Source organism: Marinobacter sp. NSM (genome assembly GCF_052380025.1).
Lineage (GTDB): Bacteria > Pseudomonadota > Gammaproteobacteria > Pseudomonadales > Oleiphilaceae > Marinobacter.
Window position 1 is genome coordinate 173,136 of the sequence record NZ_JBQTCK010000005.1, and the last position, 22,715, is coordinate 195,850.

The 22,715-nt window shown below is 58.5% G+C and carries 22 protein-coding genes and 2 tRNA genes; 14 read left to right on the forward strand and 10 right to left on the reverse strand.

The features are described 5' to 3' along the window. Positions 1-2: 2 nt before the first annotated feature. From ACTZWX_RS12740 to ACTZWX_RS12765, 6 genes are read right to left on the reverse strand one after another with little or no spacing between them, the layout of a single operon-like run. Complete coding sequence (locus tag ACTZWX_RS12740) at positions 3-428, reverse strand: secondary thiamine-phosphate synthase enzyme YjbQ (protein WP_058091873.1); 426 nt, start codon at positions 426-428, stop codon at positions 3-5. 18 nt (positions 429-446) lie between these two features. Beyond that, entirely contained in the window at positions 447-1,514 is a 1,068-nt protein-coding gene (locus tag ACTZWX_RS12745; protein ID WP_444714253.1) for a succinylglutamate desuccinylase/aspartoacylase family protein, read from the reverse strand. Between the two features lie 6 nt (positions 1,515-1,520). After that, the gene (gene rimK, locus ACTZWX_RS12750; RefSeq protein ID WP_444714254.1) at positions 1,521-2,426 is read right to left on the reverse strand and encodes a 30S ribosomal protein S6--L-glutamate ligase; all 906 of its coding nucleotides are present in this window, start codon (positions 2,424-2,426) and stop codon (positions 1,521-1,523) included. A 2-nt stretch (positions 2,427-2,428) separates the two neighbouring features. Beyond that, the gene (locus tag ACTZWX_RS12755; protein ID WP_444714255.1) at positions 2,429-2,920 is read right to left on the reverse strand and encodes an ATP-dependent zinc protease family protein; all 492 of its coding nucleotides are present in this window, start codon (positions 2,918-2,920) and stop codon (positions 2,429-2,431) included. Then, entirely contained in the window at positions 2,901-3,788 is an 888-nt protein-coding gene (locus ACTZWX_RS12760; protein ID WP_444714256.1) for a mechanosensitive ion channel family protein, read from the reverse strand. Before ACTZWX_RS12760 ends, ACTZWX_RS12755 begins: the two co-directional genes overlap by 20 nt. 22 nt (positions 3,789-3,810) lie before the next feature. Beyond that, a complete protein-coding gene (locus tag ACTZWX_RS12765) occupies positions 3,811-4,623 on the reverse strand; it encodes a hypothetical protein (protein WP_444714257.1) in 813 nt (270 codons plus the stop codon). A gap of 139 nt (positions 4,624-4,762) precedes the next feature. Between ACTZWX_RS12765 and phrB the strand changes: the two genes are divergently transcribed. Next, a complete protein-coding gene (gene phrB / locus ACTZWX_RS12770; protein ID WP_444714258.1) occupies positions 4,763-6,154 on the forward strand; it encodes a deoxyribodipyrimidine photo-lyase in 1,392 nt (463 codons plus the stop codon). 143 nt (positions 6,155-6,297) lie between these two features. Here phrB and ACTZWX_RS12775 read toward each other — a convergent pair whose 3' ends face one another. Genes ACTZWX_RS12775 through hemA form a run of 4 tightly spaced genes read right to left on the reverse strand, consistent with a single transcriptional unit; the run spans position 6,298 to position 10,274 of the window. Then, on the reverse strand, positions 6,298-7,044 hold the full coding sequence (locus tag ACTZWX_RS12775) for a HesA/MoeB/ThiF family protein (RefSeq protein WP_444714259.1): 747 nt from the start codon (positions 7,042-7,044) through the stop codon (positions 6,298-6,300). An 11-nt stretch (positions 7,045-7,055) separates the two neighbouring features. Continuing rightward, positions 7,056-7,910: a peptide chain release factor N(5)-glutamine methyltransferase gene (gene prmC / locus ACTZWX_RS12780; RefSeq protein WP_444714260.1), complete on the reverse strand. Its 855-nt coding sequence runs from the start codon at positions 7,908-7,910 to the stop codon at positions 7,056-7,058. Further along, complete coding sequence (prfA, locus tag ACTZWX_RS12785; protein WP_152437432.1) at positions 7,900-8,988, reverse strand: peptide chain release factor 1; 1,089 nt, start codon at positions 8,986-8,988, stop codon at positions 7,900-7,902. Before prfA ends, prmC begins: the two co-directional genes overlap by 11 nt. After that, positions 8,985-10,274: a glutamyl-tRNA reductase gene (gene hemA, locus ACTZWX_RS12790; protein ID WP_319636142.1), complete on the reverse strand. Its 1,290-nt coding sequence runs from the start codon at positions 10,272-10,274 to the stop codon at positions 8,985-8,987. Before hemA ends, prfA begins: the two co-directional genes overlap by 4 nt. 234 nt (positions 10,275-10,508) lie before the next feature. Between hemA and ACTZWX_RS12795 the strand changes: the two genes are divergently transcribed. From ACTZWX_RS12795 to ACTZWX_RS12855, 13 genes are all read left to right on the forward strand, one after another. After that, entirely contained in the window at positions 10,509-12,260 is a 1,752-nt protein-coding gene (locus ACTZWX_RS12795; protein WP_444714261.1) for a tetratricopeptide repeat protein, read from the forward strand. Next, positions 12,260-12,886, forward strand: coding sequence for a lipoprotein insertase outer membrane protein LolB (lolB, locus tag ACTZWX_RS12800; RefSeq protein ID WP_444714262.1), 627 nt, complete (start codon positions 12,260-12,262; stop codon positions 12,884-12,886). Before ACTZWX_RS12795 ends, lolB begins: the two co-directional genes overlap by 1 nt. 4 nt (positions 12,887-12,890) lie before the next feature. Continuing rightward, a complete protein-coding gene (gene ispE / locus ACTZWX_RS12805; protein ID WP_444714263.1) occupies positions 12,891-13,754 on the forward strand; it encodes a 4-(cytidine 5'-diphospho)-2-C-methyl-D-erythritol kinase in 864 nt (287 codons plus the stop codon). 22 nt (positions 13,755-13,776) lie between these two features. Beyond that, positions 13,777-13,851 (forward strand) — tRNA-Gln (locus tag ACTZWX_RS12810). A gap of 52 nt (positions 13,852-13,903) precedes the next feature. Beyond that, a complete protein-coding gene (locus tag ACTZWX_RS12815; RefSeq protein WP_061333292.1) occupies positions 13,904-14,854 on the forward strand; it encodes a ribose-phosphate diphosphokinase in 951 nt (316 codons plus the stop codon). 166 nt (positions 14,855-15,020) lie between these two features. Beyond that, the gene (locus tag ACTZWX_RS12820; RefSeq protein WP_061333314.1) at positions 15,021-15,659 is read left to right on the forward strand and encodes a 50S ribosomal protein L25/general stress protein Ctc; all 639 of its coding nucleotides are present in this window, start codon (positions 15,021-15,023) and stop codon (positions 15,657-15,659) included. Positions 15,660-15,680: 21 nt separating this feature from the next. Further along, a complete protein-coding gene (gene pth, locus ACTZWX_RS12825) occupies positions 15,681-16,271 on the forward strand; it encodes an aminoacyl-tRNA hydrolase (protein WP_444714264.1) in 591 nt (196 codons plus the stop codon). Positions 16,272-16,354: 83 nt separating this feature from the next. Continuing rightward, complete coding sequence (gene ychF / locus ACTZWX_RS12830; RefSeq protein WP_444714265.1) at positions 16,355-17,446, forward strand: redox-regulated ATPase YchF; 1,092 nt, start codon at positions 16,355-16,357, stop codon at positions 17,444-17,446. A gap of 90 nt (positions 17,447-17,536) precedes the next feature. Further along, positions 17,537-17,613, forward strand: a tRNA-Met gene (locus tag ACTZWX_RS12835). A 102-nt stretch (positions 17,614-17,715) separates the two neighbouring features. Then, positions 17,716-18,927: a serine hydrolase domain-containing protein gene (locus tag ACTZWX_RS12840; RefSeq protein ID WP_444714266.1), complete on the forward strand. Its 1,212-nt coding sequence runs from the start codon at positions 17,716-17,718 to the stop codon at positions 18,925-18,927. Positions 18,928-19,028: 101 nt separating this feature from the next. Then, positions 19,029-20,306: an O-acetylhomoserine aminocarboxypropyltransferase/cysteine synthase family protein gene (locus ACTZWX_RS12845; protein ID WP_444714267.1), complete on the forward strand. Its 1,278-nt coding sequence runs from the start codon at positions 19,029-19,031 to the stop codon at positions 20,304-20,306. A gap of 132 nt (positions 20,307-20,438) precedes the next feature. After that, positions 20,439-21,485, forward strand: coding sequence for a lipoyl synthase (gene lipA / locus ACTZWX_RS12850; RefSeq protein WP_444714268.1), 1,047 nt, complete (start codon positions 20,439-20,441; stop codon positions 21,483-21,485). Between the two features lie 7 nt (positions 21,486-21,492). Next, positions 21,493-22,713: a methyl-accepting chemotaxis protein gene (locus tag ACTZWX_RS12855; protein ID WP_444714269.1), complete on the forward strand. Its 1,221-nt coding sequence runs from the start codon at positions 21,493-21,495 to the stop codon at positions 22,711-22,713. Positions 22,714-22,715: the final 2 nt, after the last annotated feature.

Below are 22,715 nucleotides of genomic sequence, written 5' to 3' on the forward strand. Positions count from 1 at the left end.
GCCTACCACCGCCCCTGCAAGGTAGCCACAATTTTCCGGCTACCCGCATTGTCACGGTGTTCACACACATAAATGCCCTGCCAGGTACCCAGGGCCAGATGGCCATGGCTGATCGGCAGTGTCAGTGACGGGCCGATCATCACACTCTTGATGTGGGCGGGCATGTCGTCCGGGCCTTCCATGGTGTGTTCATAATGCGGGGCATTCTGGGGCACCATGACGTTGAAATGGCGCTCCAGGTCACCCCGCACATCGGGATCGGCATTCTCGTTGACCGCCAGTGAGGCGGAGGTATGCTGGATGAACAGGTGCAGCAGCCCCACCTCACAGTTGGTCAGCTCCGGCGCCTGAGCCAGGATTTCATTGGTTACCAGGTGGAAGCCCCTGGGCAGTGGAGCCAGCTCAATGGTGTTTTGGTGCCAAATCATATGTGCTCCAACGTTCGGTTATTTCTGAAGTTCATCCCAGGGGTGTACCGGCACCACGGCCTCTTCCGACACTTCGTTCTCGAAGGAACTGCGGAAGTAGTCCATGGCCTTTTCCGCCTCACCCAACTCATCAAACCGGGCCACATGGTAGATGGCCTCACCTTCGTTCACCAATGGCAGATTGTTCACGCAGATGACGATCCCGGAACAGGGTGAGGTAATCGCAACTTCGGTCTCGCCAAACGGATCGGCTACCATGGCCAGCCGTTGGCCCTTGCGTACCTTCTGGCCCAACCGTGCCACCGGGCGCATAATGCCATCGATGTCTGCCCGTACCCACTGGGAATTGGCCGCCGTTTCCGAGCGTTTTTTCGGTGCTTTGGGGCCTTTCTTGGCCGGCACCATTTCCAGCTCCCGCATCACCCGGATAATACCTTTCACACCACTGGCGATCACCACATCATCAAAGCGCAAGGCCTCTCCACCTTCGAAGGTGATGACCGGAATATCCAGGGAATCCGCGTAGGCCCTCAGACTTCCCTCCCGCAACCCGGCATTGATAATGATGGGAGCACCAAAGGCTTCCGCCATCCGGGAGGTTTCCGGATTCTGCAGCTCTGCTCTTATCTGTGGCAGGTTAAAGCGGTGAATAGCACCGGTGTGCAGGTCGATGATGTGAGTAACCTTTTCCATAATCTGGGTGCGCAGCAGGTAGGCAATACGCCCCCCCAGAGAACCGGTTTCAGAGCCTGGAAAGCAACGGTTAAGATCCCGACGGTCCGGCAGGTAGCGGGTGCGTTGGACAAATCCGAAGATATTGACAATGGGCACGGCCACCAGGGTACCGCGCAGATAACGCAAGGCTGAGTTTTTCAATACCCGGCGGATGATTTCCACTCCGTTGATCTCGTCGCCATGTATCGCACCACACACCATGAGAACCGGGCCGTCACGGCGGCCGTGCACCACCTCCACAGGAATGTGCAAGGGTGTGTGGGTGTAGAGTTTGGCCACCGGCACTTCCACAGTTTCCCGGGTGCCGGGTTTTACCTGCACCCCGGCGATTTCAAACGGAGCTCTTGCCATGCGCGCTTATCCCCTGCCCCGGGTTTTGGTTTTCCAGGGTTTGTAATTCTTCTCAGTCCAGTTGATGATCATGCCGGCTACGTTCTTGCCAGTGGCGTTCTCTATACCTTCAAGGCCTGGAGAGGAGTTCACTTCCATCACCAGCGGGCCACGGCTGGAGCGCAGAAGGTCCACCCCGGCTACGTTCAGGCCCATGGCCTTGGCAGCGGTAATCGCGGTGCGGCGCTCTTCCGGAGTAATCCGTACCAGCGAGGCGGTACCACCCCGGTGCAGGTTGGAGCGGAATTCACCTTCGGCGCCCTGGCGCTTCATGGCGGCAATCACCTTGTCGCCGATCACAAAACAGCGAATATCGGCGCCACCGGCTTCCTTGATGAACTCCTGCACCAGAATGTCGGCTTTCAGGCCCATAAAGGCTTCAATCACACTCTCGGCCGCCTTACGGGTTTCCGCCAGCACCACACCGATGCCCTGGGTACCCTGAAGCAGCTTGATCACCACCGGTGCACCACCCACCATTTTCAGAAGCTCAGGCACGTTGTCCGGCTTGTTGGCGAACCCGGTCACCGGCATGCCCACGCCCTTGCGGGCCAGCAACTGCAGCGAACGCAGTTTGTCCCGGGAACGGGTAATGGCAACGGATTCGTTAACAGGGAAGACACCCATCATCTCGAACTGGCGCAGTACCGCCGTTCCATAGAAAGTCACCGAGGCGCCTATCCGCGGAATCACCACGTCGAAGTCTTCAAGCACTTCCTCGTGATAATGGATCAGCGGGTTCGCAGAGGTGATATTCATGGAGCAATGCAGGGCGTCAATCACTCTCACTTCGTGGCCACGATTGATGCCTTCCTCCACCAGGCGCCGGGTTGAGTACAGGTGACGGTTTCGCGACAGTACCGCAATTTTCATATTCAGGTCCTTAATGCCGGGTTACCGGCCAGGTAGGAAGCTTCAGGGTAAATCAGGGATCGGCCCGCCATGGCGGTGCGCCCCAGTAACATCCGGAATCGCATGGAATCCCGGTTGGTCAGTGTCATTTCAATCGGCCAGCTCTGGTCACCAATCACCAGCGTGGTTTCAATTACCAGGCGCATCTCTTTGTGACCTCCGGAATCCGACACCGTCCGCTCATCCAGCACTTTGGCATCGCACTCCACCACCTGGTGCAAATCGTTCTGCACAGGGTGCACCCAGAATTTCACCCGGCGTTCGCCGTTCTCAGTATACGGCTCGGTGCGAAACGTATGCAGGCAAGAGGTGCGCGCGCCGGTATCAACCTTGGCCTTGATGCGGCTGATATCCAGATCCGGTAAGGCCACCCATTCCCGCCAACCCAGGGCGACCTTGTTGTCCGCCTGGGTGGGTTGAGTCGTCTTGATTACTTCAGTGGTCTCGGTCGACATCCGGGGAGTCCTTAGTTTTTTGTTGTTCCGGGCCCATCAGTTGCACCCGGAAAGGCGCGGAATGGCTACCAGCATAAATGCTGGTGTGGGGAAACGGAATCTCGATCCCTTGTTGATCCAGTATCTTCTTGATCGCCACCATCATGCCGCCACGGCCCTCAAAGAACTTGTCTTTGGGCACCCAGAAAGAAAACTGCAAATCCACAGAGGATGCGCCAAAACCGGTTACCAGTACAAAGGGCTTGGGCTCTTCCAGGCACATCGTGTTTTTTTCCGCCAGCTCCAGCAACAGGTTGCTGACACGCTCAACATCTTCCGCGTAGGCAATACCAACAGCCACATCAATCCGGCGAATCGGAAAGCGGGATCGGTTAACCACCCGGGTTTTGATCAGGGTTTCATTCGGGATTCGCACATAAAGATTGTCTGGTGTGCGCAGTTTCACGCTGAGCAGATCAATAGAGACGATCTCGCCAATCGTGGCGTCTACCTCAATAAAATCACCAATCTCGAAGGGTTTCTCCATAACCAGGAACAACCCACTGATGATGTTGGAGGCAGAGGTCTGCGACGCAAAACCGATGGCAACGGTCAGAATGCCGGCAGCTCCAAGCACCACCTCCAGTGAAAACCCGGCTTCCCGCAGCGCCGCCATGGCAAACAGGAGAAAAATGACATAGAAAAACAGCCGCCGGATCAGAACCTGGTGGTGCCTTGAGGTACGTTTTTCTACCAGCCTGCCAACGCTCCGGGCCAGCCAGGAACCGAGAACAATACCCAATACCAGCAGGAAGGCGGCAGACAACCACTTGCCCCAGGCGATACCGTTGATCACCTGGACCACCGTCGTTTGTATTGCGTCAAACACTCAAATACTCCTGTTGCCGGTATCAGCCAAACATATGATCAAAGGCTCGGACCAGTCTTCGACCCTTGGCCAGTTTTTCCCTGGCCGGTGCGATGGTCTCGCACCAGCCAGCCTCGGCAATCACTGACGGCTCAATGTGCAGACTGGCTGAGCTCATATCGGTTTCGCACTCTACCGTAATGCCGGGGGTCCAAAGCTGCCCTTGCCCGTTCCTGTGCAGCGACAACAAAGGGGTCGGCATGCTGAAACGCTCCAGCAACAGCGGTTGTGCCCTGCTGTTGATAATGGTGACTGGCGTAACTGCTCGCCAGGGGCGTTTGGGTACTGCTTCCAGGGCGAGCCGCCCGTAGGTGGACGAGGCATAGCACAGCTCCCCTTCGCAGGTGTTTCTGCCCAGCCAGGTCAGTGATGGCGGTGCCAACGGCACCTCCGCCAGCTCCACCTGGGCTTCGCCCACGCACACCTTCATCCACAGTGCCGTTCCCACATAAAGCACACAGCGGGCGCCGGGCGGGATGGTCAGTGGCTGGTAGGGTCGAATGACTGTGGGCAGGCTGGCCATGGCGGGATAAAAACTCACCATGCCGTTGTCCCCCGAGCGAACAAACCGCTGGACTGCAATATCCGCAGACGGCAGAGTGTGACCAATACTTTCCACCCAGAGCTGGGGGTCTGCGTCTGCATCCACCTTCTGTTCGCGGATCTGCCACTCCAGGTCCAGCAGCGTTACCCACAACCGGGTATAACCAAGCAGATGCTGTTGGGTCTGGCCCGAAGCCAGTTGATAAGAATGCGCCCATAAACCGTCGCGCTGGCTTTCGGTAGTTTCCATCATGCCAAGAGAAAGGCTCCTGTATCGTGGCCCGCTTGTCTGCTTAACTATAATCCAATCCGGGAGTTGCAGCGAATATACAAGCCAATGATTTATTGCCTGTAATTTCACCTATGCCACATACTCAAGGGTACGCATCCTGATGACAGAACTGGTCTGGTTCCGCAACGACCTCCGCCTGGCTGACAACGCTGCCCTGACTGCCGCCTGCGGCCGCAGCAAGCCCGTTAAAGCCTGTTTTCTGGTCACGCCCGGGCAGTGGCAAGAGCATGACTGGTCCGCCGCGCGGGTTACGTTTGTTCTGGAACACGCCAATACCCTGGCCCGGCAGTTGGCCAAACTGGGCATTAGTTTGTCGTTTCTGCATGCGGATACCTTTACGGCCAGTCTCGACAAGCTCGAAGCCTTCTGCAAAGACCAGCAGATCACGGGCTTGCACTTCAACGAAGAGTACGGCATCAACGAGCGGCGACGAGACAAGCAGGCCCACGACCGGCTGACCGCCCTCGGCATTCGGGTGGCCAAGTACCGGGACCAGACCGTGGCCCCGGTGGGCGAGATTCTGACTCAGCAGAATGAGCCCTATTCCGTTTTCACCCCGTTTTCCCGCCGTTGGCGCAGCTGGATTGAAGAAACCCAGCCCACGCTTTATCCAGCGCCATCCTCCATGGGCCCGCAAGTAGAGCCGGAGCAAACCGATACCCTACCGGCACCATTCAAGGATGCGCCCGAGCCACTGGTAACCACAGGCGAGGACGCTGCCCACAGTCAGCTGGAGGCATTCCTGGCCGAACGGGCGAAAGACTACAAAGACAACCGGGACTTCCCCGCCGTGGACGGCACCAGCCAACTCTCGCCCTACCTGGCCAACGGCGTTTTGTCCGGGCGCCAGTGCCTTATAGCTGCAAGGCAGTCTTGTCTCTCGGGCGACGGCATCGAAACCTGGATCAATGAAATCGCCTGGCGGGATTTTTACGTTCACATTCTCTATCACTACCCGCGCGTCAGCATGCACCGGGCATTCAAACCAGAAACGGAGGCGCTGGTATGGAATAAGCCGGGAGACCACTTTGAAGCCTGGAAGGAAGGCCGAACAGGAATCCCGATTGTGGACGCTGCTATGCGTCAGCTCAAAACCACTGGCTGGATGCATAACCGCCTGCGGATGATCACCGCCATGTTCCTGACCAAGAACCTGTTTATCGACTGGCGGCTGGGCGAAGCCTGGTTCATGCAGAATCTGGTGGATGGTTTTTTGGCATCGAACAACGGGGGCTGGCAGTGGAGTGCCTCAACGGGAACCGATGCAGCGCCCTATTTCCGGGTGTTTAATCCGGTAACTCAGAGTGAGAGGTTTGACCCGAAGGGAGAGTTTATTCGGCAATGGGTGCCTGAGCTGGCCAGACTGGATAACAAACGGATTCACGATCCTTCCAAGGGCGGAGTTATCCCGAAAGGCTACCCAAGACCGATCGTCGATCTGAAAGAGAGCCGGAGAGAGGCCATTGCGAGATTTCAGGCTTTGAAAGATTGAGACTTTGGAGTCTTGTTACCGGTCAGGGTTGGGGACGGCCTTTCCAAAACACGCCGTGAATACGTCCCTGTAGGCTCCGCTCCGCCATCCATGGCTCCGCAGGGTTTTGGAAAGGCCGTCCCCAACTCTGACCTACCTTTGAGCTAGCCGGCACAAACCGGGCAATTGGGGTCCTTCGCCAGCTTCATTTCCCGCCATTCCATTTGCCAGGCGTCCAGGATTAGTAAACGGCCCACCAACGGCTTACCGACTTCAGAGATCACTTTGATGGCTTCCATAGCCTGGGCTGAGCCGATCATTCCCACCAGGGGAGCTATAACACCCGCCTCGGAACAAGTCAGGTCTTCATTACCTTGCTCAGGATACAGACAATGGTAACAAGGACTATCCACCTGCCGCGGATCGTAAACGGACAACTGCCCTTCACCACGGATGGCAGCACCGGATACCAGCGGGACCTTGTTGGCGACCGAAGCCCGGTTCAGGGCAAAGCGGGTATTGAAGTTGTCGGTGCAGTCCAGCACCAGCGTGGATTCAGCAACCAGCTGTTTGAGGTCGTCGCCATCCACCCTCCGATTCACCGCACTAACGGTGATCTCCGGGTTGATCGCCCTTACCCGCTCGGCCAGGCGCTCCGCTTTTGAATCGCCAAGCCAGCTCTGTTCAAACGCAATCTGCCGTTGCAGGTTGGCCAGTTCGATCTGGTCATCGTCTACCAGAGTCAGATGGCCAACGCCGGCTGCGCCCAGATACAACGCAACCGGGCAACCTAAACCACCGGCGCCGATGACCAGTACATGGGCGGCCTTGAGTTTTTCCTGGCCGGCGATGTCGAACCGGGGCATCAGGATCTGGCGGCTGTATCGGAGCAGTTCTTCATCGCTGAGCATGAGGGGTCTCGCTACTGGTCGCTGGCCGGCTTCCGGGCCAAAGTCATTCGGTCGTTTCCGCCGTAGTCTTTACGGGTTTCTATGTTGAGCCATCCGGCCCTGGCAAACAAATCCCGCACGGCATCGCCTTGATCATAGCCGTGTTCCAGCAGCATCCAGCCACCGGGATTCAGGCGTTTGAAGCCTTCGGTGACCAGCAACCGGATGTCGTCCAGGCCATCGTCACCCGCCACCAAAGCGGATGACGGTTCAAAGCGTACGTCGCCTTCGTTCAGGTGATGGTCACTGGCGGGTATATAAGGAGGGTTGGAGATAAGCAGGTCAAAGCCCCTCTCTGGAATCTGGTCGAACCAGTGGCTGCGCACTACGGTAATCGGCAGCTGCAGGGACCGACTGTTTTCACGGGCCAGTTCGACGGCCTCTTCAATACGATCGCTGGCCATAATCTGCCACTTAGCTTTCTCGCTGGCCAGCGCGAGCGCAATGGCGCCAGTACCGGTGCCCAGGTCCAGCACGCGGGCGTTTTCAGGCAGCGGTAGTTCCAACGCGGTTTCCACCAAGCACTCGGTGTCTGACCGGGGAATCAGGGTGGAAGGGCTGACTTTCAGGGGCAAAGACCAGAAATCCTGCTGTCCCAGCAGGTAGGCGATGGGTAAGCCCTTGACTCGTTCAGCCACCAATTCACGAAACGCTTGCGCCTGTTCCGGCGTTACTTCCCGCTCGGGCCAGGCCCGGAAGCTGGTGCGGCCCAGGCCGGTTACGTGGCTCAACAGTAATTCGGCGTCCAGTCGGGGAGAGTCACCACCGATCCGTTCAATGGCGTTATTCAGAAGGGCTTCACAGGTCAGCGAGGACTCACTGCTCATTAGCCAGTTCTGCCAGCAATTCAGCCTGGTGTTCCTGTTGCAGGGGGACCACCACGGCGTCGAGATCGCCGGCAATCACCTCGTCCAGCTTGTACAGGGTGAGGTTGATGCGGTGGTCGGTTACCCGGCCCTGGGGGAAATTGTAGGTGCGAATACGTTCCGAGCGGTCGCCACTGCCCACCAAACTTTTGCGGGTTTCCGCCATGCTCTTCTGCTGTTTCTCCAGCTCGGCATTCTGCAACCGGGACGCCAGCAGGCTCAGGGCCTTGGCGCGGTTCTTGTGCTGCGAACGTTCTTCCTGACACTCCACCACAATACCGGTGGGCAGGTGGGTAATGCGGATAGCAGAGTCGGTTTTGTTGACGTGCTGGCCACCGGCGCCGGAGGAGCGGAAGGTGTCTACCCGCAGGTCAGCTTTGTTGATTTCGATGGCTTCGGATTCATCGGCCTCCGGAATCACGGCCACGGTGCAGGCGGAGGTGTGAATGCGGCCCTGGGACTCGGTTTCCGGTACCCGCTGCACCCGGTGGGCTCCAGACTCAAACTTGAGCGTTCCGTAGACGCCATCTCCGGACACCCGGGCGATGACTTCTTTATAGCCGCCGTGCTCACCCTCGTTCTCGCTCAGCACTTCCACCTGCCAACGGTGTTTTTCCGCATAACGGGAATACATGCGGAACAGGTCGCCGGCAAAAATCGCGGCTTCGTCACCGCCGGTACCGGCGCGCACTTCCAGGAACACATTTTTGGTGTCGTTCGGGTCTTTCGGCAGCATCAATCGCTGCAGCTCTTCATCAAGCTCTTCACTACGCGCTTCGGCGGCGGCCAGCTCTTCTTCCGCCATGGCCCTCATCTCGGCGTCGCCGTCTTTGGCCAGTTCCTTCGCTTCCGCGATATCCTCATGGGATTGGCGCCAGGCCTGGAAACACTTTACCACCGGCTCAATCTCAGAAAATTCCCGGGACAGTTCCCGGAATTTGTCCTGGTTGGCAATCACCGAGGCATCGCTCAGCAACGCGTTGACCTCCTCGAACCGTTCAACAAGCTGTTCGAGGCGGGACTGGATCGATGGCTTCATAATTTTTCCGTGGTGGTGGGCTCGTCAGCTTCCAGGGCATCAAGCTGATACAGCTCCCGCAGGCATTCGGTGACTTCGGTGCGGCCCTCGGCCATGGCTTTACGCACTTGCACAGAGGGCTGGTGAAGCAGTTTGTTGGTGAGGCCACGTGCCAGGCTGCGCAGCACCGTTTCCGGGTCGACGCCGTTGCGTAAGGCACGCAGGGCCTTTTCAGATTCAATATCCCGCAGCAGTTCGGCACGCTGGCGAAACACTTTCAGGGTAGAGACCGCATCCAGGGCCCGGAGCTGGTCCAGGAATTCCTGTACGCCACTGCTGATCAGGTTCTCGGCTTCGCGGGCAGCGCCTTCACGGGAACGGATGTTTTCTTCAATCACCTGCCGCAGATCGTCAACGGTATAGAGATACACATCGGCCAGCGACCCCACCTCCGGCTCAATATCCCGGGGAACCGCAATGTCGACCATGAAGAACGGACGGTGTTTGCGCTTCTTCAGCGCGCGCTCCACCGCTCCCTTGCCAAGTATTGGCAACGGGCTGGCCGTAGAGGAAATGATGATGTCGACGTCCGCCAGGTGATCGGGAATTTCCGACAGAACAATGCCCTTGCCACCGTGCAGTTCGGCCAGCGCCTGGGCACGTTCCAGGGTGCGATTGGCCACCAGGAAGTCTTTCACGCCGGCATCGGCCAGGTGGCGGGAGACCAGTTCAATCGTTTTGCCCGCGCCAATCAACAACGCCTTGTTGCGGGACATATCGGCAAAGATATGATGCGCCATGCTGACAGAGGCATAGGCCACCGACACCGGGTTTTCCCCGATGGCGGTCTGGGTTCGAACCCGCTTGGCTACCGAGAATGTCTGCTCAAACAGGCGGGACAGGAAAGAGCCGGTGGCACCGTGCTCACGGGCCAGGGAGTAGGCATCCTTTAGCTGACCGAAGATCTGCGGTTCGCCGAGCACCATGGAATCCAACCCCGCCGCTACGCGCATCATATGGCGAACGGCCTCGGAATCCCGGTGAACGTAGAGCACGTCTTCCAGGTCGGCCACATCCAGCTCATGAAAACCGGCCAGCCAGCGCAGTACCGTGGGCGCGCAGTCGTCGTCCCCGGCCAGATAAAGCTCGGTGCGATTGCAGGTAGACAGAATGGCCGCTTCACTGGCACCGGACGCCGCCCGGAGTTCCGAAAAGGCTTCCGCCATCCGCTCCGGGGTAAACGCCACACGTTCGCGGATCTCCACGGGTGCGGTTCGGTGATTGATTCCCAGTGTCAGCAATGCCATTTCGAGGTTAAAAAACCTTATGCCAGTCGTGGATAATATTGTGCCATTCTACCGGTGAGGGCCACCGCCTGCCACCCGAAAACACGCCGCCTTCGGGAACTGCGGACAGGTTGGGCAAGTTATAATCCTTATGCCATTATAGAGGCTCGGCCACGGCCTAAACCCGATCTGCCTCAATTCTACGGCAGAACAGAACATACTCTGACGTACTGCCGACAGCACACGGGAAGTTGCATGCAAAAATCCGCACCGTATCTGGCTACCAGCCTGCTGGCCTTCACCATTGCCGCCCTGCCCGGCTGCGCCAGCTTTTCCGAAACGACAGAACCAAAGGCTGATGAACCTACCCCCGTAGCGGTCACCCCGACGCCACAGGAAGAGATTCGTTATGCGGATTTCGAGCCAGAAGTGCTTTACCAACTTCTGGCGGCGGAGATTGCCGCCCAGCGTGGGCGCTACGACGTAACCCTGGTCAACTACCTGCAGGCAGCCAAAACCTCAAAAGATCGCGGCGTCATTACCCGTGCCATGCGCATTGCCCAGTCCCTGAATGCCGATAACGCGCAGCAGCAACTGGCAGACCTATGGCTGCAACTGGAGCCCGACAACCTGCTGGCACACCGGGTCTCCGCGATTCAGGCGGTCAAACGTCAGGATCTTGAAACCGCTCTGGTCCACATGGAACGCATTATGGAGCAGGGAGAAGATGCCGACTTTGACAGCCTGGCGGCGATGTCTGCCAACCTGCCACCGGCCCAGCAACGGGAACTGCTGCAGCTATACGAGCGACTGGCTGAACGGCACCCGGGCAATCCCGAGCTTGAGTACAGCATTGCCCTGCTCCTGAAAATCACCGGCGCCCCGGAGCAGGCCCTGGAGCGCATTGATCTGCTCACCAACCAGCAACCCAACTTCCAGCCCGCCATCGCACTCAAAGGCGACCTGCTGTACCAGACCGGTCAAACAAGAGAAGCCCTGACCTACCTGACCACAAACACCCGGCGATTCCCGGCCAACCGGCAACTGGGCACGCTTTACGGCCGCATCCTGATTAACGAGGGAGAGCTTCAGGCTGCCCAGGACGAGTTCGAGCGACTGGTCAAACGCTATCCCCAGACCCCCGGGCTGCGACTGTCGTTCGCTCTGGTTGCCCTGGAGAATCGTCAGCCGGAGCTGGCCAAAGAAGAGCTTACGGAACTGATCGAACAGGGCCACCACACCGATGAGGCCAGCTACTACCTCGGCCGCATCGAGGAGGAAGAAGGCAACATCACCCACGCCATCGGTTACTACATGAGCGTAGAAGGCGGAAACTACTTCTTCCCCGCCCTCGCCAGGGCAAGTGAACTGCAAGCCGAGACAGGGGATCTGGATAGCGCACTTGCCAAGATTGACACACTGAGGGATTCAAACCCGGGGCAGGCTGAAAACTTCTGGCTCCTTGAAGTCAACCTGCTGCTCGACCAGCAGCGCGAACAAGACTCCATGGCAGCCGCCAACCATGCCCTTGAGGCCTTTCCTGAAAACATTCAGATCCGGTACGCCCGCGCCATGCTGCACGACTCTCTCGGCAACACCGAACTGGCGGAATCGGACCTCAGGGCCATATTATCGAAGCAACCCGACAACGCGGTGGCGCTGAATGCGCTCGGGTATATCCTGACCATTCGTACCGAACGTCTGGATGAAGCCCGCGGTTACATTGAACAGGCACTGGCCCTGGACCCGAATAATCCCGCCATTCTCGACAGCATGGGCTGGGTGCTGTTTCGCCAGGGCGATACCGAAGCTGCCCTGGAATACCTGGCAGACGCCTGGGCCGCCTACCCGGACCCGGAAGTAGCCGCCCACTATGGCGAAGCTCTCTGGGTCAGCGGCAATGAGGAACAGGCCCGCATCGTCTGGGAAGAAGGCCTGGAACAGGATCCGGACCACGACATTTTAATTGAAACCATCCAACGCCTGACTGGCAACGGAAGCTCCTGATGCTGAAGAATCTGTTTGCTGCTCTGCTGGTACTAAGCCTGCTGGGCGGCTGTACCACCATTCAGCTCGAACCACTCCCGGAAGGCATGACCGACCAACCCCCAGCTGACTGGGCCGAACGATCCCGCACGCTCGGCCAATTCGAGCGCTGGCAACTTTCCGGAAAACTCGCAGTGCGCCAACCGTCAGACAGCGGTACAGCGGTGATTAACCACTGGGAGCAGCAAGGCGAATACTACGACCTGGCATTGTCATCATCCTTTCTAGGAATGGGCAGCACCAGCCTGCGCGGCACGCCAGGTTTTCTTGAGCTGCAGATGGCCAACGGCGACACCTATCAATCATCCAACCCGGAACAGCTAGTGCAGGCGGCAACCGGCTGGCAGCTGCCCATCGACAGCCTTACCTGGTGGGTTCGCGGACTACCCGCACCGGACGGCAACTTCCGGTTATTGTTTGATGACCAGCAACGATTGGCCATCATTCGCCAGGACGGCTGGGAAATACGCTACGATCGCTGGCAGGCGTTTATTGACGACCTGCCCCAGCTTCCCGCCCGAATCACCGCCCTGAAGGACGACAAGCGCGTACGTGTGGTCATCAGCGACTGGCAGAGAAAGGATTGAGAACGTGAGTAACAGCATTACCCTGCCCTCGCCGGCCAAACTTAACCTGTTCCTGCACATTGTGGGCCGACGACCGGATGGCTATCACGAACTGCAAACCCTGTTTCAGTTTCTCGATTATGGCGACGAGATCACCTTCACCCTGACCCCGGGGGATGCCCGCATACGCCTTGAGGAACCGGTTCCCGGGGTACCTGACGACGACAACCTCATTATTCGCGCAGCCCGTGCCCTGGCCGAACGCGCCAGCCATGCATTGCCCGGCGTGACGATCCGCATTCAAAAACGACTTCCCATGGGCGGCGGCCTCGGGGGCGGCAGCTCCAACGCCGCGACCACCCTGGTGGCACTAAACCACCTCTGGGAACTGCATCTTGATGAAAACGAGCTTGCCGAGCTGGGCCTGGATCTGGGCGCCGATGTACCGGTGTTCGTTCGCGGCCGCTCCGCCATTGGCGAAGGGGTGGGTGAAAAGCTCACGCCCGTCAATCCGCCGGAAGACTGGTTTGTGGTCCTCAAGCCTGACTGCGAAATAAACACCGGGAAGATTTTTTCGGAAGAAGGGTTGACAAGGGACACCCCAAAAATGAAAATAGCGCCCGCTTTTGAGGGAGACGCCTCGAGGTACCGAAACAACTGTGAGGATGTAGTTCGAAAACTGTATCCTGAGGTTAACAAGAGCCTGGAATGGCTTTCACAATTCGGACCTGCAAGATTAACCGGAACCGGGGCTTGCATTTTTGGACGTTTCCCGACAGAATCCGCAGCCCGGATTATCTGGGAAAGCAAACCCTCCGGCATCACGGGGTTCGTAGCTAAAGGGGTGAACCATTCACCTCTGCACAAAAAGCTGACAGAGCTGAAATGATGCCAAGAAAGCACGATGATATTGGGGTGTCGCCAAGTGGTAAGGCAACGGGTTTTGATCCCGTCATGCGCAGGTTCGAATCCTGCCACCCCAGCCACCTTTCTCCCGCTTCTTCTGAATCAAACGCCGATACTGAGAAGGATGCTGTCGTGTCCAAATTGATGATCTTCGCTGGCAATGCCAACCCTGAACTGGCGCGCGATATTGCCAGGAAACTGCATATTCCCATGGGCCAGGCCACCGTTGGCCGTTTCAGCGATGGTGAGACCACCGTTGAGATCAATGAAAATGTTCGTGGTCACGACGTTTTCATTATCCAGCCCACCTGCTACCCCACTAACGACAACCTGATGGAACTGATCGTGATGGCCGACGCCCTGCGCCGCGCTTCCGCCACACGGATCACCGCCGTTATCCCTTACTACGGATACGCCCGCCAGGATCGTCGCGTTCGCTCTACCCGGGTAGCCATCAGCGCCAAAGTGGTTGCTGACATGATTTCCAGCATCGGCGTCGACCGTGTGCTGACCGTCGACCTCCACGCTGACCAGATTCAGGGCTTCTTCGACATCCCGGTGGACAACATCTATGCCACCCCGGTGCTGCTTGAAGACATCGAAAAGCAGCGCTTCGAAAACTTTGTCGTGGTATCCCCGGATGTAGGCGGCGTTGTACGCGCCCGCGCCGTTGCCAAGCGCCTGGATGATGCCGACCTGGCCATCATCGACAAACGCCGCCCGAAGGCCAACGTTTCCCAGGTTATGCACATCATCGGTGACGTCAAAGACAAAACCTGCATTCTGGTTGACGACATCGTCGATACCGCCGGCACCCTGTGCAAGGCAGCCAACGCCCTGAAAGAGCACGGCGCCTCCCGCGTAGTCGCCTATATTACTCACCCGGTGCTGTCTGGCCCGGCCGTCGAGAACATCAACAACTCGGAGCTGGACGAACTGGTGGTGTGCGACACCATTCCACTGGGTGACAAAGCCAAAAATTGTGCTAGAATCCGCCCCCTCAGCATGGCTGGACTGCTTGCGGAATCGATTCGTCGCGTGAGCAACGAAGAGTCCATCAGCGCCATGTTTGAGAACGTCTGAACGGGCCAAGCTCCGTAACACTCAGACTTTAAAGGCAGTTTTCGGGTCGGGAGTCCAACAGGGCTCCCGACTCTTTTAGTCGATCGGAAAAAATCCGATCATTCAAAGAACTCATCTGTCCCGAGCCTGGTCGCGGGCCGCTCAGATGAACAACGAGGTACATACCATGTCTCAGGAATTCCTTATTGAAGCATTTCCTCGTGACGATCAGGGGAAAGGTGCGAGCCGCCGCCTGCGTCGCGAAGAGCGTAAAATCCCGGCCATCATCTACGGTGGCGGTAAAGACGCAACGCCAGTCTCCATCTGGCACAACGAGCTGAAAAAGGCCCTCGAAAACGAAGCCTTCTTCTCTCACATCCTGACCATCGACATTCAGGGCAAGAAAGAAAGCGTGATCCTGAAGGATCTGCAGCGCCACCCGTACAAGCTGCTGCTGACCCACGCCGACTTCCTGCGCGTAGACAAGGATCACGAGATCCACGTTAACGTACCGCTGCACTTCCTAAACGAAGACACAGCGCCGGCCGTTAAGCTTCAGGGTGGTATTGTTTCCCACACCATGACCGAAGTGGAAGTTATCTGTCTGCCGCAGAACCTGCCTGAGTTCATCGAAGTCGACCTGACTGACGTCGCCATGGACCAGGTTGTCCACCTGAGCGACCTGAAACTGCCGAAAGGCGTTCGTGTTGCTGCCCTGCTGCAGGGTGAAGACCACGACCAGCCGGTTGCCTCTATCCACAAGCCGAAAGGTGCCAAGGCGGACGACGCTGCGGACGCCGAAGGCGAGGAAGGCGGCGAGGAGTAATCACTCCGGGGGCAAAGGCGAATGGCACAGGATATTGTCATGGTGGTTGGCCTGGGAAATCCCGGTGCCGACTACGAGAATACCCGCCACAACGCCGGCGCCCTGTTCGTCGAAGCGCTGGCCCGCCATGCGGGCCAGACGCTTCGCCCCGAAAAGAAGTACCACGGGCTTTACGCCCGCATTCAGTGGCAGGGCCTCGACCTGCACCTCCTGAACCCCAGTACTTTCATGAACCGCAGCGGCATTGCCATCAAGGCCCTGGCGGATTTCTTCAAGATCTCTCCTGAACAGATTCTGGTTGCCCACGACGAGCTCGATCTGCCTCCCGGCACGGCCAAGCTGAAGAAAGGCGGCGGTCACGGTGGTCACAATGGCCTGCGGGACACCATTGCCCACCTCGGCACCAACGACTTCCAGCGACTACGCCTCGGCATCGGCCATCCCGGCGACAGCCGTAAGGTCACCGGTTTTGTACTGGGCCGACTCGGCAAACTGGAAACCGAGCAGCTGAGCGCCGTGTTCGACGAAGTCATGCGAGTTTTGCCAGACGCCGCCAACGGCAAACTGGCTGCCGCCATGAACCGGTTACACAGTTTCAAACCGACCCCCTGAGCAAGGCACATCCCCTGACTCGCACCCGTACCGATACCCCGGTATAATCCGCCCAAATTTTTCAGTTCCAGCAGAGGCATTCCATGGGATTTAACTGCGGCATCGTCGGCCTTCCCAACGTCGGCAAATCTACCCTGTTCAACGCACTGACCAAAGCCGGCATCGGCGCAGAGAACTTCCCGTTCTGCACCATCGAACCCAACGCCGGCGTGGTGGCCATGCCCGACCCGCGCCTGACCAAACTGGCCGAAATCGTAAAGCCCGAGCGAGTCGTGCCCACCACCATGGAATTTGTCGACATCGCCGGCCTGGTCGCCGGCGCCTCCAAAGGCGAGGGCCTGGGCAACCAGTTCCTGGCCAACATCCGCCAGACCGACGCCATTGCCCATGTAGTGCGCTGCTTCGAAGACGGCAACGTCATCCACGTAGCCAACAAGGTTGACCCTGCCTCAGACATCGAAGTGATCAACACCGAGCTGGCCCTGGCCGACCTGGACACCGTCGAGAAAGCCATCAAGCGTGTACAGCGCGTAGCCAAGAGCGGCGACAAGGAAGCCAAGGCCCAGCTGGAGATGTTCGAGACGCTGCTGCCGGTACTGAACGAAGGTAAACCGGTGCGCAGCATGGGCCTGGACAAAGACCAGATGGCCCTGGTGCGGGAACTGTGCCTGCTCACCGTCAAGCCCACCATGTACATCGCCAACGTGAATGAAGACGGCTTCGAGAACAACCCTCACCTGGACAAGGTTCGCGAAATTGCCGCCTCAGAGAATGCCGTGGTGGTGCCCATCTGCAACAAGATGGAAGCCGAAATCTCTGAACTGGAAGACGAAGAAAAGGCCATGTTCCTCGATGAAATGGGCATGGACGAGCCCGGCCTGGACCGCGTGATCCGCGCCGGCTACGGCCTACTGGGCCTGCAAACCTATTTCACTGCAGGGGTGAAGGAAGTACGCGCCTGGACCGTCAAGATCGGCGCCACCGCCCCCCAGGCAGCGGGCGTTATCCACACCGACTTCGAACGCGGCTTCATCCGCGCCGAAGTAATCAGCTACGACGATTTCGTGCAATACAACGGTGAAGCCGGCGCCAAGGACGCCGGCAAATGGCGCCTGGAAGGCAAGGAATACATCGTTAAGGATGGCGACGTAATTCACTTCCGGTTTAACGTGTAATTTTTCCGGATTTTTGGCCCCAAAGCCTTGACACCTTGGGCCCAAATACCGAAAATACGCGCCTCGTTTGGGGCACGCCTCGATCGAAATGGCAAGGTAGCTCAGTTGGTTAGAGCACAGCACTCATAATGCTGGGGTCGGCGGTTCGACTCCGCCCCTTGCTACCAGTATTCTTAAAAGCCCGGTTCGAAAGATCCGGGCTTTTTTCGTTCTGGCCCAACCCCGGTTGAGAGCCCGATTTGGTGTCACCTAACACAGGATAACCTGCCATGCCGGAATCTCTCGTTTCAGGTCTTTCTCTGGATCGCATGGGGCGGCTCAGCGAGCACTTAGAGCAGAACTACCTGCAACCCGGCAAACTCCCTGGCTATACAGCCCTGGTCGCGAGACACGGCGAGGTCGCCTGGTGTGATGCACGGGGCCTCCGGGATGTAGAGCGAGACCTGCCCATGGAACGGGATACGGTATTCCGCATCTACTCCATGACCAAACCCATCACCTCCATCGCGATGATGCAGCTGTACGAACAGGGCAAGTTCCTGCTGAACGACCCGGTGCACAAGTATATTCCGTCCTGGCGCAACCTGCGGGTTTACAAGGGTGGCAGCTACCCGGATTTCAAAACCGAACCGGCAGCTACCGCCATGACCATCCGGGACCTGATGACCCACACTTCGGGGCTGACTTACGGTTTCACCGAGCGAACCGAAGTGGACGCCGCCTACCGTCAGCTGAAGCTGGATGGCAGCTCCATCCTGACTCTGGACAAGCTGGTGGATCGGCTGGCTGACCTACCACTGGAGTTTTCGCCAGGGACCGCCTGGAACTACTCGGTATCTACAGATGTGATCGGCTATCTGGTCCAGTTGTTCTCCGGTCAACCGCTGGATGACTATTTCCACGAGCATATATTTAAACCACTGGGTATGACCGAGACAGGCTTCCAGGTTCGCCCGGACCAGCAAGACAGGTTCGCCGCCTGTTACCTGCACCAACCCGGCGACACCATGAAACTGCAGGATGACCCGCAGCGCTCGAAATACCTCAAGCAGCCCCGCTTCCTCTCTGGCGGTGGCGGGTTGGTCTCCACCATTGATGACTATTACCGGTTTGCCCAGGCCTTGTGCCAGGGTGGCGAGTATCAGGGCCAATGGATTATCGGGCGAAAGACCCTTGAGTTCATGCGCCTGAACCATTTGCCCGGGGGCAAGGATCTGCCGGCGCTCTCAATTGGTGGGTTCAGCGAAACGCCCTACGCGGGCAGCGGCTTCGGCCTGGGCTTTTCGGTCAAAACCGATGTCGCCAGGTCAGCCACCATCGGCTCAGAAGGTGAGTTCGGCTGGGGCGGGCTGGCCAGCACCAGCTTCTTTGTCGATCCGGTAGAAGACATGGTAGTGATCTTCATGACTCAGCTAATGCCCTCCTCCTCTTATGCAATTCGTCAGGAACTCCGAGCTCTGGTTTATGGAGCCCTGGACTGATCTGTGGCGATTGACAGGCATCATCCTCTTCTGGAAACCTCTGTGCCATACTTCAGGGCCTCAAACCAATAACGAACAAACCACCAGCAAGGAATGTTGTGATGAAAGCGGAAACCCTCGCACTGCACGCCGGCTTCAAGAGCGACCCGACCACCAAGGCCGCCACCACACCCATTTACCAGACCACGTCTTACACCTTTGATGACACCCAGCACGGTGCGGATCTGTTTGATCTTAAGGTGCAAGGCAACATCTATACCCGCATCATGAACCCCACCAACGCGGTTCTGGAAGAGCGTATGGCAGCGCTGGAAGGCGGTATCGGGGCCCTGGCTGTGGCCTCCGGTATGGCGGCCATCACCTATGCCCTGCAAACCATCTGCAAGGTTGGCAACAACATCGTCAGCACCAGCCAACTCTATGGCGGCACCTACAACCTGTTCGCCCACTCCCTGCCCAACCAGGGCATCGAGTGCAAGATGGTGCCCCACGATGATTTTGCGGCGGTGGAAAACGCCATCGACGACCAGACCCGCGCCCTGTTCTGCGAGTCTATTGGCAACCCGGCAGGCAACGTGGTGGATATCCAGAAGTGGGCGGAGATTGCCCACAAGCACGGCATTCCGCTGATTGTCGATAACACCGTCGCCACCCCGTTCCTGTGCCGACCCTTTGAGCATGGCGCCGATATCGTCATTCACTCCCTGACCAAATACATCGGCGGCCACGGCACCACCGTAGCGGGTATTGTGGTGGATTCCGGCAAATTTGACTGGAAAGCCAGCGCCGACAAGTTCCCGATGATGAACCAGCCGGACCCGTCCTACCACGGTGTGGTTTACACCGAAGCCCTGGGCGAAGCCGCCTTTATCGGCCGCTGCCGCGTTGTGCCCCTGCGTAACACCGGGTCTGCCTTATCGCCATTCAACGCCTTCCTGATCATGCAGGGCCTGGAAACCCTGGCCCTGCGCATGGAGCGCCACTGTGACAACGCCCAGAAAGTTGCCCAGTTCCTGCAGGACCACCCTGCCGTGGAGTGGGTGAACTACGCCGGCCTGACCGCCAGCCCCTACAAGGCCACCTGCGACAAGATCTGCGGCGGCAAGGCCTCCGGCATTTTGAGCTTTGGCATCAAGGGTGGCCGCGAGGCCGGCGCCAGGTTTATCGATGCGCTGGACATGATCCTGCGCCTTGTAAACATTGGCGATGCCAAGTCCCTGGCTTGCCACCCGGCCACCACCACCCACCGCCAGCTCAACGCAGATGAGCTGAAGAGTGCCGGTGTCAGCGAAGACCTGGTGCGCCTGTCTATCGGCATTGAACACGTAGACGACATCATTGCTGACATCACCCAGGCCCTGGACAAATCCCAGGCTTGATAACCATCAACCGGGTACGACCAAAGTCGTGCCCGGTTACCCCGTGATTGCCCGTATCTGCCTTGTAACTGCTCGCCCCGCCGATTAACCTTTAAGGTTCTCCATACCTTTTCTGCGAGAGTCTCCGGCCCAATGAGCGAAAGCGCAAAGCCCCGCATTACCAGTGGTTCCAAATTCCGTAACGAACACGGCTTTTCCGCCATCAAGGACGGCGTGAAAAGAACAGCCTCCAGCACGGAAGACAAACCCCTGGAGCGCAAGCCAAAATGGCTGAGAGCGCGCATGCCCGGTGGCGAACGCTACGATGCCGTGCGCCGCAACGTCTCGGAACACCGCCTGAGCACCGTATGCCAGGAATCCCACTGCCCCAACATCGGCGAATGCTGGACCAACGGCACCGCCACCATCATGGTAATGGGCTCGGTGTGTACCCGAGCCTGTAAATTCTGCGCGGTCGACACCGGCAACCCAAAAGGCTGGCTGGACCCGGAAGAGCCAGAGAACACCGCCAAGTCGGTGGAGCTAATGGGCCTGCGCTACATCGTTCTGACCTCGGTAGACCGGGACGATCTGGACGACGGTGGTGCCGCGCACTACGCCGCCTGTGTCTCTGCCATCAAACAGCGCACCCCGGAAGTGGCCGTTGAAGCCCTGACCCCGGATTTTGACGCGGTGATGAGCGACGTGGAAAAAGTGGTGGATTCCGGCCTGGACGTGTTCGCCCAGAACGTGGAAACCGTCAAACGCCTGACTCACCGTGTGCGCGACCCCCGTGCCGGGTACGAGAAAACCCTGAGCGTACTGGCCCACGCCAAGAAGCACCGGCCAGACGTACTCACCAAGACCAGCCTGATGCTCGGCCTGGGTGAAACCGAAGAAGAAATCCTGGCAACCATGGATGACCTACGGGCTATTGGCGTCGACATTCTTACCCTTGGCCAGTACCTGCGCCCCACGCCCAACCATCTGCCGGTGGAACGCTACGTGACCCCGGAAGAGTTCAACCGCTACCGCGACATCGGCCTGGAGAAGGGCTTCATGGAAGTGCCATCAGGCCCCATGGTGCGCTCCAGCTATCGGGCTGACCGGGTGTTCGACAAGAACAACCTGGGGCTGGCCGTGCCCGACGTTCCGCAGGCGAGCAACGCCATGCAGATTCCCGTTAAAGCCGTCGACTGAGGCGCCCATGCTGACACTGCTGCGCAATGCCCGGCTGAAGTACAGGTTCTGGTTGCTGAATATTGTGGTGTTTGCTGTGCTCTGCCTGCTGGTGCTTTACGCCATGCAGCTGATCGCTGACCAGTCTGGTGCGACCTTCTCACAGGTATTTGCCGACACCGCACCGGGGTTTGCCCTGGTGGTTGCCGTGCTTATGGCACTTGAGATGGCCGGTTCCCAATTGCTGATTTCCTTTATAGAGCGGCACATACACCGCCTCAAAGACACCATGGTGTCGGTTCAGGCCAGCGGCAATCTCAGCGAGCGGGCCCCGGTGGATTCCACCGATGAGATCGGCGAGATGGCTACCGCTTTTAACGCCATGCAGGATCGTACCGTCGAGGTTGTTCGCAGCATGAAGGAGGCTATCGAGCGTCTGAACCGGGAGGTTCAGGAACTGACGCTCGCAGCGGAATCCCGACGGGATAATCTGGCACGCCAGCAGGCCGGGGCCGATCGCTCTGCCGAAGTCATCGAAACCATGCTGCAGAGTTTCGTTGGCATTGCCGAGCAGTCTGGCATTGCCAAAACCCTGTCCCACGAAGCCCGCGATACGGCGCTTGCCGGCCAGGAACGGGTGGGCAGGAGCGCCGACAGCATTCGCCAGCTCGAACAGGTTATCCGCAACTCGGCCAGCAGCGTCGAATCCCTGGCCGAGAACAGCCAGGCTATTGGGCAGACCATCACCGAAATCAAAGGCATAGCCGAGCAGACCAATCTGCTGGCGCTTAATGCCGCCATTGAAGCCGCCCGCGCTGGCGAGCAGGGACGAGGCTTTGCCGTCGTCGCGGATGAAGTGCGCAAACTGGCCCAACGGGTGCAGGATTCCACCGACCAGATCCAGACCAGACTGGACAAGCTGCTGGCCGCCATGAACACCTCGGTACAGCAGATGACCGGCAGCTCAGAGAGCGCTGCCCGCTGCGTGGAGGAGTCGGAACAGGGGCGCCAGGCCCTGGAAGCCATCAATGAAGTGGTTACCCGCATTGACCGGACCAACCAGGAAATAGCGGACATGTCCGCCGAACAGACGGCCGGTACCGATGACGTGCTGGCCAATGTTCAGGGTATCCGGGACACCACTCAGAGCATGGTCACCCAGCTTTCCGACAGCGCCGAGATGACCCGCCGACTGAAACACCTGATCGAATCGCTCGAAGACGCCGCATCAAAGGTCAAAGTTCACTGAGG

Coding starts and splice junctions, on each gene's coding strand:
- hemA (WP_319636142.1), bottom strand. CDS start 10,274: ATGGCATTGCTGACACTGGGAATCAATCACCGAACCGCACCCGTGGAG.
- ACTZWX_RS12745 (WP_444714253.1), bottom strand. CDS start 1,514: ATGGCAAGAGCTCCGTTTGAAATCGCCGGGGTGCAGGTAAAACCCGGC.
- ACTZWX_RS12795 (WP_444714261.1), top strand. CDS start 10,509: ATGCAAAAATCCGCACCGTATCTGGCTACCAGCCTGCTGGCCTTCACC.
- ACTZWX_RS12845 (WP_444714267.1), top strand. CDS start 19,029: ATGAAAGCGGAAACCCTCGCACTGCACGCCGGCTTCAAGAGCGACCCG.
- ACTZWX_RS12840 (WP_444714266.1), top strand. CDS start 17,716: ATGCCGGAATCTCTCGTTTCAGGTCTTTCTCTGGATCGCATGGGGCGG.
- ACTZWX_RS12855 (WP_444714269.1), top strand. CDS start 21,493: ATGCTGACACTGCTGCGCAATGCCCGGCTGAAGTACAGGTTCTGGTTG.
- rimK (WP_444714254.1), bottom strand. CDS start 2,426: ATGAAAATTGCGGTACTGTCGCGAAACCGTCACCTGTACTCAACCCGG.
- ychF (WP_444714265.1), top strand. CDS start 16,355: ATGGGATTTAACTGCGGCATCGTCGGCCTTCCCAACGTCGGCAAATCT.
- prfA (WP_152437432.1), bottom strand. CDS start 8,988: ATGAAGCCATCGATCCAGTCCCGCCTCGAACAGCTTGTTGAACGGTTC.
- lolB (WP_444714262.1), top strand. CDS start 12,260: ATGCTGAAGAATCTGTTTGCTGCTCTGCTGGTACTAAGCCTGCTGGGC.
- ACTZWX_RS12740 (WP_058091873.1), bottom strand. CDS start 428: ATGATTTGGCACCAAAACACCATTGAGCTGGCTCCACTGCCCAGGGGC.
- lipA (WP_444714268.1), top strand. CDS start 20,439: ATGAGCGAAAGCGCAAAGCCCCGCATTACCAGTGGTTCCAAATTCCGT.
- ACTZWX_RS12755 (WP_444714255.1), bottom strand. CDS start 2,920: ATGTCGACCGAGACCACTGAAGTAATCAAGACGACTCAACCCACCCAG.
- phrB (WP_444714258.1), top strand. CDS start 4,763: ATGACAGAACTGGTCTGGTTCCGCAACGACCTCCGCCTGGCTGACAAC.
- pth (WP_444714264.1), top strand. CDS start 15,681: ATGGCACAGGATATTGTCATGGTGGTTGGCCTGGGAAATCCCGGTGCC.
- ACTZWX_RS12775 (WP_444714259.1), bottom strand. CDS start 7,044: ATGCTCAGCGATGAAGAACTGCTCCGATACAGCCGCCAGATCCTGATG.
- ACTZWX_RS12820 (WP_061333314.1), top strand. CDS start 15,021: ATGTCTCAGGAATTCCTTATTGAAGCATTTCCTCGTGACGATCAGGGG.
- prmC (WP_444714260.1), bottom strand. CDS start 7,910: ATGAGCAGTGAGTCCTCGCTGACCTGTGAAGCCCTTCTGAATAACGCC.
- ACTZWX_RS12765 (WP_444714257.1), bottom strand. CDS start 4,623: ATGATGGAAACTACCGAAAGCCAGCGCGACGGTTTATGGGCGCATTCT.